The organism is Thermostichus sp. MS-CIW-40 (genome assembly GCF_054058315.1).
This window is the reverse complement of sequence record NZ_JBSSAC010000060.1, coordinates 1-13211: the sequence shown is the minus strand read 5'-3', so window position 1 is coordinate 13211 and position 13211 is coordinate 1. Positions and strand designations below refer to the sequence as shown.

General features: G+C 56.8%; 11 protein-coding genes and 1 pseudogene. 10 read left to right on the top strand and 2 right to left on the bottom strand.

Translation table 11 applies throughout. The annotated features are described in order from the left end of the window. Positions 1-151: 151 nt before the first annotated feature. Positions 152-1192, top strand: coding sequence for an ABC transporter permease (locus ACVWXF_RS13185; RefSeq protein ID WP_457474619.1), 1041 nt, complete (start codon positions 152-154; stop codon positions 1190-1192). A 24-nt stretch (positions 1193-1216) separates the two neighbouring features. On the opposite strand, the gene ACVWXF_RS13180 is transcribed toward ACVWXF_RS13185, so the two are convergent. Next, the gene (locus ACVWXF_RS13180) at positions 1217-2212 is read right to left on the bottom strand and encodes an AAA family ATPase (RefSeq protein WP_457474618.1); all 996 of its coding nucleotides are present in this window, start codon (positions 2210-2212) and stop codon (positions 1217-1219) included. Between the two features lie 130 nt (positions 2213-2342). On the opposite strand from ACVWXF_RS13180, the gene ACVWXF_RS13175 reads away from it, so the two are divergent. From ACVWXF_RS13175 to ACVWXF_RS13165, 3 genes are all read left to right on the top strand, one after another. Further along, positions 2343-2783: an RrF2 family transcriptional regulator gene (locus ACVWXF_RS13175; protein WP_011432485.1), complete on the top strand. Its 441-nt coding sequence runs from the start codon at positions 2343-2345 to the stop codon at positions 2781-2783. Between the two features lie 78 nt (positions 2784-2861). Then, complete coding sequence (locus tag ACVWXF_RS13170; protein WP_414351627.1) at positions 2862-3776, top strand: S1 RNA-binding domain-containing protein; 915 nt, start codon at positions 2862-2864, stop codon at positions 3774-3776. 637 nt (positions 3777-4413) lie between these two features. Next, positions 4414-4932 carry a formylmethanofuran dehydrogenase subunit E family protein gene (locus ACVWXF_RS13165; protein WP_414328897.1) on the top strand — a complete coding sequence of 173 codons (519 nt, stop codon included), beginning with the start codon at positions 4414-4416 and terminating at the stop codon, positions 4930-4932. Positions 4933-5064: 132 nt separating this feature from the next. Here ACVWXF_RS13165 and ACVWXF_RS13160 read toward each other — a convergent pair whose 3' ends face one another. Next, on the bottom strand, positions 5065-5664 hold the full coding sequence (locus ACVWXF_RS13160; RefSeq protein WP_457474617.1) for a Uma2 family endonuclease: 600 nt from the start codon (positions 5662-5664) through the stop codon (positions 5065-5067). Between the two features lie 316 nt (positions 5665-5980). On the opposite strand from ACVWXF_RS13160, the gene csx2 reads away from it, so the two are divergent. From csx2 to ACVWXF_RS13130, 6 genes and pseudogenes are all read left to right on the top strand, one after another. Further along, positions 5981-7258: a TIGR02221 family CRISPR-associated protein gene (gene csx2, locus ACVWXF_RS13155; RefSeq protein ID WP_457474616.1), complete on the top strand. Its 1278-nt coding sequence runs from the start codon at positions 5981-5983 to the stop codon at positions 7256-7258. 302 nt (positions 7259-7560) lie between these two features. Beyond that, positions 7561-10542, top strand: coding sequence for a type III-B CRISPR-associated protein Cas10/Cmr2 (gene cas10, locus ACVWXF_RS13150; RefSeq protein WP_457474615.1), 2982 nt, complete (start codon positions 7561-7563; stop codon positions 10540-10542). Beyond that, the gene (locus ACVWXF_RS13145) at positions 10539-11678 is read left to right on the top strand and encodes a type III-B CRISPR module-associated protein Cmr3 (protein ID WP_457474614.1); all 1140 of its coding nucleotides are present in this window, start codon (positions 10539-10541) and stop codon (positions 11676-11678) included. The genes cas10 and ACVWXF_RS13145 overlap by 4 nt, the downstream gene beginning before the upstream one ends. Before the next feature lie 50 nt (positions 11679-11728). Continuing rightward, a complete protein-coding gene (gene cmr4 / locus ACVWXF_RS13140; RefSeq protein WP_457474613.1) occupies positions 11729-12499 on the top strand; it encodes a type III-B CRISPR module RAMP protein Cmr4 in 771 nt (256 codons plus the stop codon). Positions 12500-12523: 24 nt separating this feature from the next. Then, the gene (locus ACVWXF_RS13135; protein ID WP_457407161.1) at positions 12524-12916 is read left to right on the top strand and encodes a hypothetical protein; all 393 of its coding nucleotides are present in this window, start codon (positions 12524-12526) and stop codon (positions 12914-12916) included. Then, positions 12916-13119: pseudogene (locus tag ACVWXF_RS13130) on the top strand (Uma2 family endonuclease); the annotation flags it as partial. The gene ACVWXF_RS13135 and the pseudogene ACVWXF_RS13130, both read left to right, overlap by 1 nt. Between the last annotated feature and the right edge of the window lie 92 nt (positions 13120-13211).

Below are 13211 nucleotides of genomic sequence, written 5' to 3'. Positions count from 1 at the left end.
GGGCTTGTTTTGTTCTCTGGTAGAGCAGAGCAGGCTCAGGGCTACTGAAAGCCCGCTCCGTACCGCTTAGCGGTCGGAGCCGGGTAGTTTACCATAGTTCGACAAGAATCCAACTCAAAGAGCGCACCACTTAAGGTATCCATCTGCATCTGTGGCTGTAACCTCCTCTCCGCCTTCCCGTTCCCGCGCTTTTGACCTTTGGCCTCCCCTGGCCTTAGTTTTGCAGCGGATCACCCAAGCCGTACCGGTGCTGCTGTTGATCACGGTGCTCAGCTTTTTGCTCTTGCAACTGGCCCCCGGAGATTTTTTGGATCCCTTGCGGGCGGATCCCAGTTTCAGCCAGGAGTTTATTGCCCAAGAGGAAGCGCGGCTGGGGTTGGATAAGCCCTTGGTTTGGCAGTACTTGACCTGGCTGGGCAACCTGCTGCAAGGGGATTTCGGGGTGAGCTACACCTATCGCGTGCCGGTAGCACAGCTCATCCTCTCCCGCGCCGGCGCTACCTTGCTGTTGGCGGTGTCCTCTGTGGTGCTGACTTGGCTGGTCGCCATTCCCCTAGGGATCCTGGGGGCGCTGCGGCAGAACACCCCCCTGGATCGGGCGTTGCAGTTGCTCAGCTACCTGGGCCAGGCCATGCCCAGCTTCGTGCTGGCCATTTTGCTGCTAATTGTGGCCCAAAACGTGAGCTGGCTGCCGGTAGGGGGGATGACCAGTGTTTATTTTGCCGAGCTTAGTTTGGGGGAAAAGTTGCTGGATCTGGGCCGCCACCTGCTCCTGCCCACGCTGGCCCTGAGCATCACCAGCTTTGCCGGGCTGCAGCGGATTACGCGCGGCAATTTCTTGGATGTGCTGCGGCAGGAATACATCCAGGCGGCGCGGGCCCGTGGGATCCCGGAGTGGCGGGTGATCTGGTTGCACGCGCTGCGCAACGCCGTCAACCCCTTGATCACGATCTTGGGCTTTGAGTTTGCCAATCTGCTCAGCGGCTCTTTTATTGCCGAGTTTTTCTTCAATTGGCCGGGGCTGGGCAAGCTGCTCTTGGAGGCTGTTCAAAGTTTCGACATCAATGTGGTGATGGCGGGGCTTTTGCTGGGGGCCGTGATGCTCATTCTGGGCAATTTGTTGGCCGATTTGCTCCTGATGTGGGTGGATCCCCGTATCCGACCCGACTCGTTTTCCCGACTCGTTTTTTAGTTAGCCATTGCTGCTACGGATCCCTCAAACAGGCGGCTCAATTGTGGAGACAATATCCCGAATCACCGCCTCTGCCTCTTGCCGTCGGTTGCCGGCCATCTCTCCCGACCCGGCCAGAGAAACCCGATGGGTCAGTACCGGCACGAACAGTGCTTGCAGATCTTCTGGCAAACAAAAGCTGCGCCCTTTCACCAGCGCCTGGGCCCGTGCTGCCCGTGCTAGGGCTAGCGCCCCACGGGTGGATACCCCTGCCCGCAACAGCTTGGACACGCGAGTGGCCTGCACCACCTGCAGAAGATAGTCCGCCAGGGATCCATCCAAATACACCTGATCCACCGCCGACTGAATCTCTCGCAACTCCATCAGGGAGAGAACCGGCTGCAGAGCATCCACCGGCTCGGCCTGTTGCCGTTGCAACAGCAAGGCTCGCTCTATCTCAGGGCTGGGGTAGCCAATCGACAGCCGCACCAAAAACCGATCCAACTGGCTTTCTGGGAGGGGATAGGTGCCGTGGTACTCCAAAGGATTTTGGGTGGCCAACACCATAAATGGGCTGGGCAGCGGGTAGGTGCGATCGTCCAGCGAAACCTGCTTTTCCGCCATTGCCTCCAGCAGAGCACTTTGGGTGCGGGGCGAGGTGCGATTGATTTCATCCGCCAAGACCACGTGGGCAAAAATGGGGCCGGGACGAAATTCAAAATCCCCTTTTTCTTTGTTGAAAAGGGTGAGGCCAAGGATATCTGTCGGCAATAGGTCGCTGGTAAATTGAATCCGCTGAAACTTGGCTCCCAAACTGTGGGCGATGGCCCGCGCCAAAGTGGTCTTGCCTACACCGGGCACATCTTCAAGCAAAACATGACCTTCCGCAACCAAGGCCGTGACCACCGCCTGCACCACCTGCGATTTGCCCTGAAACACGGATTCGATATTGGCAATCAGCTTGCCAATCTGTTGGTGCAAGGTTTGTAATCGCTCCGCTGGGATCCGTGCTGAACCAGACCGGGTGCTGACACTCGCCATAAACCATTCCCAAAGGGGCCTATTCCACCTTACAGGCTGGATCCCATTGCCAGCTCAGGGCGGGATCCCGCTAAACCCCAGTGAAAAACCGGAGTATCATAGACCTAAGCCCTCCACAAGGATGGATATCTTGGAACTGTCTTGCAAAAGTGAATATGCTCTCCTGGCCCTTCTGGAATTGGCCCAGCACTACAGCGATGGCCAGGTGCTGCAGATTAAAGAAATTGCGGCTCATCAGTCCATACCCGACCGCTACTTGGAGCAATTGCTGGCCACCTTGCGCAGACAGGGGTTGGTGCGCAGCCAACGGGGATCCAAGGGAGGCTACTTCCTGGCCCGAGCACCCTGGCAGATCTCGCTGCTGGATGTTATCCAGGCCATCGAGGGGGAAGATCTCAGCCGCTCCCGCGACTTGCCCTCGGGCGATCTCACCCCAGAGCGGGAAGTGCTCCTGAAGGCCTGGCAAGATGCCCAAGCTGCGGCGGTAGCCATTCTCCAGAAGACCACCCTACAAGACCTCTGCGACCGGCAGGCACAACAGCAACAAGCTCGGCTCATGTACTACATCTAGGCCAGAGGCTGGAGCTGGGATCCCTGGCAAGTTTTGGGTTATCCTGAAACACATTGCTTTTCGAATTGAGCCCTTTCCATGACCGTTCGCTCTTCTCGCTCTCAGGCTGCCGATACGTTTTCCGCGGAAGATTTTGCCCAGGCTTTAGACAAGCAAAACCTCAGCTTTCAACCGGGGCAGGTGGTGCAAGGCCGCATCTTCCAACATCAGAACGATGGCGCTCTGGTGGATATTGGCGGCAAATCCCCGGCCTTTTTGCCCCTCAAGGAAGCAGGGATCCGCCCAGGGGAAGATTTGAGTGCGCTCTTTCCTTTAAAGACAGAAGCCGAGTTTCTCATCCTGCGGGAAGATGCAGAAGGACAAATTGTGCTCTCGGCGCGGCGGCTGAGGCTGAAGCGGCTTTGGGAAGAGCTGGCCCAGAAGCAAGCCAACGGCCAGACGGTAACCGTTCCGGTGATCGCCACCAACAAAGGGGGGGTGGTGGTGGATGTGCAGGGGCTGCGCGGCTTCATTCCCCGCTCCCACCTCAGCCAACGGGAAAGTCTGGAGGAGTTGGTGGGGCAATCCTTGACAGCAAGCTTTATCGAGGTGAACCCAGAAGCCAACAAGCTGGTGCTCTCCCAAAGGGCGGCTGTAAAGTCCGAGAACCTGAGTCGCTACACCAGTGGCCAAGTGGTGGAAGGCAAAGTCAGCGGACTAAAACCCTTCGGTGTGTTTGTGGACTTGGAAGAAGGGGTAACCGGGCTGTTGCACATCAAGCAGGTCAGCCAAAGTTTTGTAGCCTCGCTACCGGATTTGTTCAAACCAGGCCAACGCATCAAAGCTGTTGTCATCGATGTGGATGAGGCCAAGGGACGGATGGCCCTCTCCCTGCGGGTGCTGGAAAAGCATCCGGGCGAGGTGCTGGAGCAGCTGGACAGGGTTATGGAGGAGGCCGAAGAGCGGGCCGGTAAACTCAAGGGGAGAATAACATCCGACGGCCAAGTCATCTGATCCCATCTCTGCCTCGAGTTCGGATGCAAAACCTGCAGAGGGAAAGCAAGACGCCTTACGGCAATCAGAGGAAAATCACAGTACTGATACATTCACGCTGAACTCTCCTGAACATGGTTCAGGAAAGAAGCGATCGCATCCTGCCTATCTCTGTTCGCGTTAGCGGGACGGAGTCTAAGCAGGAAGGCGGTATCCCGCAAAGCCCTGAGGAATACCCCCCGAGCGCTTTCCCCCTTCACTTCCCGGCAACCGTTGCGGTGGACTCAAGGATCAGGGGGAAACTTGGTCTACTATATCCCTCTCAATGACTTTTGCCAAACCGCCTAAAGCTCAGTAAATTCAGCGAAGTTCAGGGTTTTGGGGGTTAGAGGCATGCTCTAGTACTACCCTTACTCCTGCAGGGGCCTGTGCTCAACGCCCAGGGGCTTACCTCTGACAATACCACTGGTCTTAGCCCTCTTCAGCCAGGAGGTGATTTTCGGAAGAGTTCCCAGAAGAGGGCTGGATCCCCTACCCCCGCATAGACAGGCTCAAAAGTGGGGCCTAGGATAGGCTAACCCATCTCCACTTTTCAGCCCTCTCTACTGCACTGCCTATGAAGTTGTCACTTGTTGCCAAGCCACAGCAGCTTTCTCTTTTGCTGATTGCACTTCAGCTAACTCTGGGAGCGCCGGCGACAGCTCATCCGGTCACCAGTTCTGCAACGGACTCGACAGCGACAGCCGTTCAGCGAGTAACGGAAATTCATGGCGGAGCTGGGCCTTGGGCCGTGGTCGGCTATCGCATGGGGATGCGCGCTCTGCAGGAGCTGGGCTTGATGAGTCCAACTCCCCACACTTCTAGGAACCGTTTTCTGGTGGAGGTCATTCACGAGTCGCCGGCAGAGATCCCGTTCGTGTGCATTGTGGATGGCTTGCATGCTGCAACAGGGGCCAGTTTGGGCAAGTTGAACTTGAAGCTGGTGGAGGTCGAATCTCTTGAAAAAATGCGCAGCGTGGTCATCCACCGAGAGACCGGCAAGCGGGTGGAGTTTCAAGTTTTGCCTGAGTTTATTGACAAATACCGGAACTTGCCCCCGGAACAACTGGCGGCTGCAGGGCAGGAAGTTCTTCAACTGGCCGATGAGAAGCTTTTCCGTCTCGCCATTAGCCCATAGCAGGGAATATCGCTTCGGGATCCCTTCGGCATTCCTGAGCCAATCAGCTCCAGACCTAGATGGGTGGCCACCTCTGCCGGATGCTCTCTTTCTGGAACTAACTCTGATTATCGTGGGCTCGCTAGGTACCTCCTAAGGGATCCGGGCTTGAGCGAATACATCTTGAGGGATCACCTTTAGACCCGGCAGGAAATCATCTTGAATGGCTTGAGATCCCGTAAAGGTGCGCGGCGGGGCATCGGGATAGAAGACGGTGATGCTCTTGGCTTGGGGATCCACAACCCAAACCCTGGGGATCCCAGCCTCCAGATAATCGGTTGCCTTCTGGGCTATGGCTCCAAAACTCTGGCCAGGAGAAAGGATCTCGATCACCAACTCGGGAATGGCAAAACAAGGTTCATCGGTCATGGCCTCAACCGGCAACCGCTCGTTAGAGATGTAAGTAACATCAGGAACTGGGATCCAGGGCTCTGCCTTTCGTGTTAAAACAACTGCCCACTCAGTATGTGCTGACCCAGGCTTAGGACACTCAGGGCTAGAGCACCAGTCCTCCAAAATTTGCCACAACACCGGTTGGAGACGAGCATGGAAGCGCTTTGGCGACATGGGTCCCTGTTTGGGGACGGCCTTTCCATCGACCATCTCATAGGTAATATCTCCCTCCGGCAAGGCCAGAAACTGTTCGGGAGTTAGCTTTTGACCTGAAATGGACAACTCTGGAGTCGATAGCATCACAGGATCCCCGTTGTTTAGGATGGCCGAATCTCTGTCTAGGCTAGCTCTGACATCCCCCACCTTCACCGTTTTGAAACAGTTGTCGAGCAGGGATCCAAATCCAGCGGCAAGATGGCTCCACTCAATTTTGGGGGTAGAGATCCCCATCTTTCTGGCACCGGCTGAGCAGAGGATGCCACTTTTCGGGAGAGGATAGGGCAACATTCAACCCAGAACCCTCTCCAGGCAACTTGAGAAGGGGGGGCTTCCAAGCTGCAGTAGCTTGAAGATGCCCGTGCTTCAATGCTTGAAAGCCGTCATCGAGAGGATCCCTATGGCTAATACCCTTTTGACCACTCTAGGCACCAGCCCCTACAGCGAGACGGTGTATGTTTTTGGGGAGCGGAAAGCCGATAGAACCCGTTATGTTGCCAAAGCCCTCTGTCAGCTCTTTGACATCGAGAGGGTGATTGTGCTGCTAACCCAAGAAGCACATGACACCCATTGGAAGCATCTACAGGACTGCCTACCCCCCCACGTGGAGAAAATTGCCAAGGCCATTCCTGAAGGGAAAACCGAGGCAGAGACCTGGGAGATCTTCGATGTGCTGGTCGATAGCATCGAGCCCCATACGCGGCTGGTTTTCGATATCACCCACGCCTTTCGCTCCATCCCCGTACTGGTGCTCTTGGGAGCCGCCCTTTTGCGCAAGGCCAAGAATGTAAATATTCAGGGGCTGTACTACGGTCTCTATCTCAAAGACCAGCAGGAAACACCCATCATCGATCTCACCCCCGCCCTTCGTCTTTTGGATTGGCTGACAGCTACCGACAAATTCATTAGCACTGGCTCGGCCTTGGAGTTGGGCCAACTTTTGGATACAGTTCAACGGGACTTTTACCGCCAACCAAAGCTCGGCAAAAGGGATCCCAGACCTACTCGCCTGCAAAGCTTTGGCCGAGCCATCCGCAATGTTTCCCGCTCTCTTGAACTGGTAAGACCTGTCAGTCTCCTAGAAGAGGACTTGCCCAATTTGCAAAGGCACTCCACTGCGGATCTGGAGCAAGAGGTGGGCCAATTTGCCAAGCCTTTTGGTCTGCTGCTGCAAAGCATTCAGGATAGCTACAGCCAGCTGGCCCTGCCCCCAGACAAGGCTTCGGATCCCAGGGCCGAAATTCAAAAACACTTTCAACTGCTGCGGTGGTACGTGGAAAAGCGCCTCACCGCCCAAGCTCTTCTACTGGCTCGGGAGTGGGTGATCTCTGCCCTCTGCCTGTGCGAGGGGATCCAAAACTACCGCGAGCGGGAACAGCGGCAGGAGATCGAACAGCAGTTGGGATCCCTGATCCCACGAGGAGAGCAGCCCCAGATGTCTCTGGCCATTGCTGCCCACGTTTCCGACACCAAACAGCTTGCCGATCTCTGGTCTCGCCTCAGCGAATACCGCAACGACACGGCCCATGTGCAAATGAATCCCAATCGTTTGGACGGGGAAGCTCTGGAAAACTTCGTTTTGCGGGATCTGCTGCCCAGGTTGGAGGCTCTTTTTCCCGAATTGACCCAGCCGGAGTCTTCTGGGGAATTGGAAGGGGGTATTTCCAGGACTCTGTAGGCTGAAGGCGTCGGTAACCGGAGAGGCTGATGTCTGGACGGGGATCCCGCCTCCAAGTTCCCATTTCTCAAGATGGGTCAAAACAAAGGCGGTAGAAGTTCGCAGCATTAATCTTCACCAATCTTTACCGACCTAGAGAAATACTGAAGAAACTCTACGGATACTTAAGGATTGATGGATTTTACTTTGTAGCTTCTGTAGCCGTTGCGTCGGATACTTGGCGAATTTCTGCCTACTGTTTCTTCAAAGTTGTTGCACCGTTCCCCTGTTCTTTCTATTCCTGACTGCTGTGTGAAAACCCTATGTCTCACTACTGGCAAGCCAAGATTTGGGGTCTATTGCACGATCCCGCCCTCAAAGCTCTGCATGACAGGACTGGCCGCTCCAAGGAAGGGCCGTGGGCCCAATTGGCAGCGATGCAGGGATGGTCTTCTCCCAAAGCCGAGGGATCCCTCTTGAAAAGTGTGGGAGATGCGGATCTCATCGCCTCGGCCAGCGACCGCGCGGCCATTGGCCATTTGCCCATAGCCATCAACTATCAAGTTGAGGATCGCAACTTGGGTCTTGGACTAGAAATGAGCCACTTGCTCTCCGGGCGCAAGCACTTTTGGCAATTGGCCGATGACCAACACCAAGCCCTCAAGGATGCCGGCTCCCGTGCAGACTACCTGATGGAACGGGAGGAGAGCGCCATCCCCGATTGGGTTTGGCAAGAGGAGGATCCCCAAAAAGTGTTTTGGTTGTTTTGGCGGTGCTTTCCCCAGGCCATTTGTCAGGAGTTTGGGGATGAGAGCTTGCTGCTATTGCCGGCAGAAACCCGGCTGCCAGACGGATCCCTGTGGAGCCACGCCAGCGTCACCGCAGCCTTGGCCGGATGCTTGGCCGGCTACGAGGAGCCCACGCGACCCTTTTTGGTGAGCTTTACCTTCAACCCCATCCAAGAGTTGATCAAAGCCAGCCGCAAGATGCGGGACTTTTGGGCCGGATCCTGGCTGCTGCACTACCTTTCTGCTCGCATAAGTTGGCGACTAGCTGAAAAATACGGTCCCGACTGTCTGCTCTACCCCAGCCTCTATGGCCAGCCATTAATCGACTACTGGCTGCGGGAGAAGTACCCCGAATTTGAAGAATGGATCCCTCAGCCTTCGCCTAACGCCCTGCTCACCGCCGGCTTTCCCAATGTGCTCCTGCTGCTGCTGCCAGAAGAGCGGGTGGAGGCGGCCATGCAGATGGCGCAGCAGACCCTCAAGGAAGAATGGAAGCAGTTGGCCCAGAAGGTGCTGGATTACCTGCAGGGGGATCGCCGCTGGCTGAGGCAGTTGCACCCAGAGGACCCCACCTGGCAGGGATGGCTGGAGCATCAGTGGCAGCACTACTGGGCAGCCGTGCCCCTGGGATCCCCGGCTCATGCCCTCAAGGATACCGGCATCCTTAGGCCCCCTCAGGTTTCCATTGATGCGGATCCCTGGGTCAGCGCCCAAAACCGCACCCATCACCTAGAGGCCAAGCAAAAGCTCTTCGGGGATGAGGAGCTGGAGTTTCTGCGGGCTAGCTTTTGGGATCCCCAAAGACAACAGCGCCGCCAATACAAGGCCGGACTCAACGTGGGATCTTGGTGGGCAGCCGCAGTGGAGCAAAGTCGGCGGCTACAAGCCGCTTGTAAGCAGGCCCGCGATTGGCAGCTCCCCGTTGCGTTTGGGCCGCGCAGCACCGTTTCGGGCTTGGGGCCGGTGGTGCATCCCTCGCCGCGGGAGGGGTGGATAACAGAAGGGGAGAGTCGGCGGCTTTGGCAACGGCAGGCCGGGCTCTTCGATGGCCGCGAGCAGCTCAATGCCACCGAAACCCTCAAGCGGGGCTTGTACAAAGTGCTGCCGGAGCTCTTCCCTGAGCTGGATGAAGACCAGATTGCCGCTTCCTACCCGGATCTCACCGCTGGCGTAGCCGGCTACCTCAAAACCCAAGGGCGACGGGAACGAGAGCACTTCGAGCAGGCCTGTCAGGCAGTGGAGGCCCGCTACCCGGAGGTCAGAGGGGTGCTGCGGGAAATGCGGGGCAAATGGGGGATCCCGTGGGCCGACCGGCAGAACCTGCGCTACCATCCCCGTCTGCTCAATGCTGGTTGGCTGGTGGAAGACCTGGAGCTGGACGAGGAAACGCAAAGAAGCTACCGGCAGGACATCGAGACGCTTCTAGGCCGCTACTACCCCAGCGTTAACCCCGCCAGTTGGTACGTGCTGGCTGCCGGGGATGGGGACGACATGGGCAAATGGCTCAGGGGCGAGAAGATGAAATCCTACTACGACTATCTGCCTCAACCCCTACAGCGGCTGGCCAACGGGCAAACGGAAGCCATTGGCGAGGTCTTTGGCAAGGACAAGGAGGAGCTGGAGCAAGTCAAAGACGCTTTTCAGAAGTTTGTCAAAAACAGCCGCAAGCGCATGGGGCCTGCCACCCACAGCGCCCTAAGCCGCGCCCTGCTGGATTTTTCCGGCCAGTTGGTGCCCTACCTAACAGAGCAACGCTATGCAGGCAAGCTCATCTACGCCGGCGGGGACGACGTTTTGGCCTACACCAACCTCTGGGAGTGGGATGGCTGGCTGTGGGATATTCGCCAGTGTTTCCGGGGGGGAGAGGATGACTGGCGGGAGTTTGAGAACCTGGGGGACTACTGGCAGTGGAAAAAAGGGCGGCCTCCCGAAGGTTTGAGCCGGCGCCCCCTCTTTACCCTAGGATCCGCAGCCACCATCAGCTTTGGCGTGGTGATTGCCCATCACTCGGTGCCTCTGGCCATTGCCCTGGAAAACCTTTGGCAGGCGGAAGAAGAAGCCAAGGGCCACCTCTATGCCCATGGCTGCCCCAAAGACAGCGTGCAGGTGCGGGTGCTGTTTGCCAATGGCAACCAACTGGTGAGCACCTGCAAATTCGACACGTTCGACAAGTGGAAGGATCTCCTTGATTTTGACTGGAAGCTCATGGGCCAGCAGCAGGATCAAAGCTCTTTGTTTGAACAAGCGGCCCAGCTTTGGGAGCAACACCCAGCTCCGAGCCTAGAGGCAGTGCGCGAGTGGGCCCGGTTGTTCTGCAGCCGCCGGGATCTCTTCAAACAGGAATCGGAGCAGAAAGAGCACTTCCAGAACAAGCTTGTGGAGTTTATCCAGCATTTTTGGCAGCACAGCCTGCCCGCCCAGCCGCAGGCGTGGGATCTGGAGATCAAAAACTGGTTCAAGCTGGCGGCTTTTGTGCTGCGCAACCGCACCGTTGCTTTGGGGAGGAACGGCCGATGAGTTGGTTTACCCTATCACCCCTGGATGTGTGGATGTTTCGGGATGCCAAGCCCTTTGCGCCGGGAGAGCGGGCCTGGGCCAATAGCAGCTTTCCCCCCAGTGGCCACACCTTGGCCGGGGCTGTTCAAGCCTACCTGGGCCAGCCGATGACGCTGCGGCTGCGGGGCCCCTTTCTCTGCCACGACGAAAGGCTCTATTTCCCCGCCCCTCTGCATCTGGAAGACGGATCCCCCCTTGTTCCCGTTCCTTGGTTGGACAAGACGGATCCCTACTTCCATTGCCACTGGGATCCCACCCGGCCAGCCCCGTTGGTTTCCTTGAGGCCAGCAGAGGAGGAACCCGAACGCAGCCAGAGCAGCAAGAAGAAAAAAACAGGAGGCTACCTGCCCTTCGAGGTGGTGCAAAAGGCGCTGGAAGGCAAAGGCTGGGATCTCAGCCAGGCCGTCAAGCCACCGCTGAAGTATGAAGTGCGGCCCCACAACACCCTGCAGGTGAGCAAGCGGCAAGTGCGAGAAGCCGATGGCTACTTTGTGGAGACCTGTATCCGTCTTCAGCCGGGCTGGAGTTTGGCCCTTTCCATCGAGTGCTGGGATCCAGATGGCGAAGCCTGGGATCCCCTACCCCTTACTCAGGAAGCAGTGCTGCGGCTGGGGGGAGAAGGCCACTGCGCTTTGCTGGCCCCCTGTCCGAAGCTGCAGGAGCAGTGGCAGCAGTTGCAGGCCCTTTCTCAGGCCGCCTTTTGCCAAGCCGGACGCGCTTTGGCCTACTTGGTGACCCCAGGTGTGTTCATCAAAAAGGTGGACGGGCGTTCCCTCTGCCGCGCCTGGCCGTGGGAATGGCGATTGGCCACTCCCCATCCTGCTCACTCCCTCACCGGCCCCCTGGTGAGCGTGGCCACCGGCAAGCCCGTTGCCATCAGTGGACGCCTGCGGGTGGATCGCCCCCCAGAGCAGCGGCAGATGAGCCTGCCCGCCCCCCAAGTTTTTGCCGCGCCCCCTGGCAGTATCTACTACCTGGAGCAGCCGGCCCCCCTCAACCAAGAAGAGCCCGAGCTAGAAGATGGCCGGCTCAACGTCTTCTATCGCTGGCGGCTTTTGGGCTACAGCGAATTGCTTTGGCTCCGTTGGGCCGACTGAGCGCAGGTGTTTGAAGTTCTGTTTCAGAGTTGATGAAGGAGTGTTTTCCTATGGCTTTTCACGTAGTCTATCTCACCTTGTTGACCCCTCTGCACACTGGCGGCACCACCCAAGAAGGCAACCTCTTGGGCATTGCCCGCGAATCCCACACCCATTTGCCCTACATCCCTTCCAGCACCATCCGGGGCAGGTTGCGGGCCAGCGTGGCCGATAAAGACAAAAAATTTGAGCTCTTTGGCAACGAAATTGGGGAAGGGGATCAGCTTACCCAAGGATCCATTTGGATTGGAGATGGCTCCTTGCTTTGGATCCCGGTGCCCTCCCTCAGCCACGGGGTGGTGTGGATAAGCTGCCCGCTTCTGCTCAAGCGCTGGCTGCGGCTAACAGGCCAGAATCTGTCAGTGCCGGATCCCTATAGTACGAGCTTGGGCACTAACCGCCCCATTTACCTCAAAGATGCCATTCTCAAGGAGGGTCTCAAACAATGGTCGGAATGGAAGAGCTACACCAAAGATCCTAATATCAGTCGCGTGATTGTTTTACCAGATCAGCACTGTGCCACCCTCATTCAAATGAGCCTGTGGCGGCAGGTGAAAGTCAAGCTTAGCGAGCACAAGGTTGTGGAAGGAGGCTTCCGCTATGAAGAGGCCATTCCTCCTGACAGCTTGATGTACTTTACCTGGGGGGTTACAGCCCAAGCAAATGGCAGTTCTCGACAGACAGCAGAAGAGTTTCAAAAGCTGCTGCAATCTAACCAGATTATGCAGATTGGCGGCCAGGAAAGCTTGGGCCGAGGCTTTGTGGAGCTGTCTTTGGATTAGATCTCAACCTAGGAGGGAGGTTTTATGAATAGCTTTGACCCGCGTACATTGGCCAAGCCCGTTTACGAATCCCTGTGCCAGCTCAGAGCGCAAACCAGGGATCCAGAAAGGCTAAAAGAGCAAAAAAACCAGGCTGTGGAGCTCTACACCTATCTTTCTACTTGGGGCCTGCTGCGCCTCAAGGCCGAAGAAGACGCCCTTAGCCAAGAGGGCAAAAAAGAGGTGGTCAAGGAGTTTTTCGATTGCCTAGAAAAGATCTCCGGTCAAAACGAAATTGCCAAATCCAACGGCCTGGATCGTCTCATGGGGTTGGGAGTTGAAGAGTACCTGGGCTTAACAGGACTGGGACTTGCCTTGGCACAAGAATTCAGCTTCTGGGCTACAGCCATTTACCATGACGTTAGCGGAGGGGAATAATGAGCGTAGCCATTCCAATCCAGTCTATTTCCCTGTATGGAGGAAGCCAAGTGGTTATCCATTCGCTGACTTGGCAAGACTTTGAGAGCATCTTGGAAGAGTTAGGGGAAGACCGCCACACTCGCATTGCCTATTACAACGGCACGTTAGAGATCATGTCTCCCTTGTCCAAACATGAGCGCCCTCACCGCATTGCCGGAGATACAGCCTTTTAATTTAAAATAGGGTACAGGTATTCAAGAGGAAGGAGAGAAAGGAATGCCGACTCATTCTTTGGATTTGCGGCAAAGAGTTG

Coding starts and splice junctions, on each gene's coding strand:
- ACVWXF_RS13180 (WP_457474618.1), bottom strand. CDS start 2,212: ATGGCGAGTGTCAGCACCCGGTCTGGTTCAGCACGGATCCCAGCGGAG.
- ACVWXF_RS13170 (WP_414351627.1), top strand. CDS start 2,862: ATGACCGTTCGCTCTTCTCGCTCTCAGGCTGCCGATACGTTTTCCGCG.
- ACVWXF_RS13160 (WP_457474617.1), bottom strand. CDS start 5,664: ATGCTATCGACTCCAGAGTTGTCCATTTCAGGTCAAAAGCTAACTCCC.
- csx2 (WP_457474616.1), top strand. CDS start 5,981: ATGGCTAATACCCTTTTGACCACTCTAGGCACCAGCCCCTACAGCGAG.
- cas10 (WP_457474615.1), top strand. CDS start 7,561: ATGTCTCACTACTGGCAAGCCAAGATTTGGGGTCTATTGCACGATCCC.
- ACVWXF_RS13145 (WP_457474614.1), top strand. CDS start 10,539: ATGAGTTGGTTTACCCTATCACCCCTGGATGTGTGGATGTTTCGGGAT.
- cmr4 (WP_457474613.1), top strand. CDS start 11,729: ATGGCTTTTCACGTAGTCTATCTCACCTTGTTGACCCCTCTGCACACT.
- ACVWXF_RS13135 (WP_457407161.1), top strand. CDS start 12,524: ATGAATAGCTTTGACCCGCGTACATTGGCCAAGCCCGTTTACGAATCC.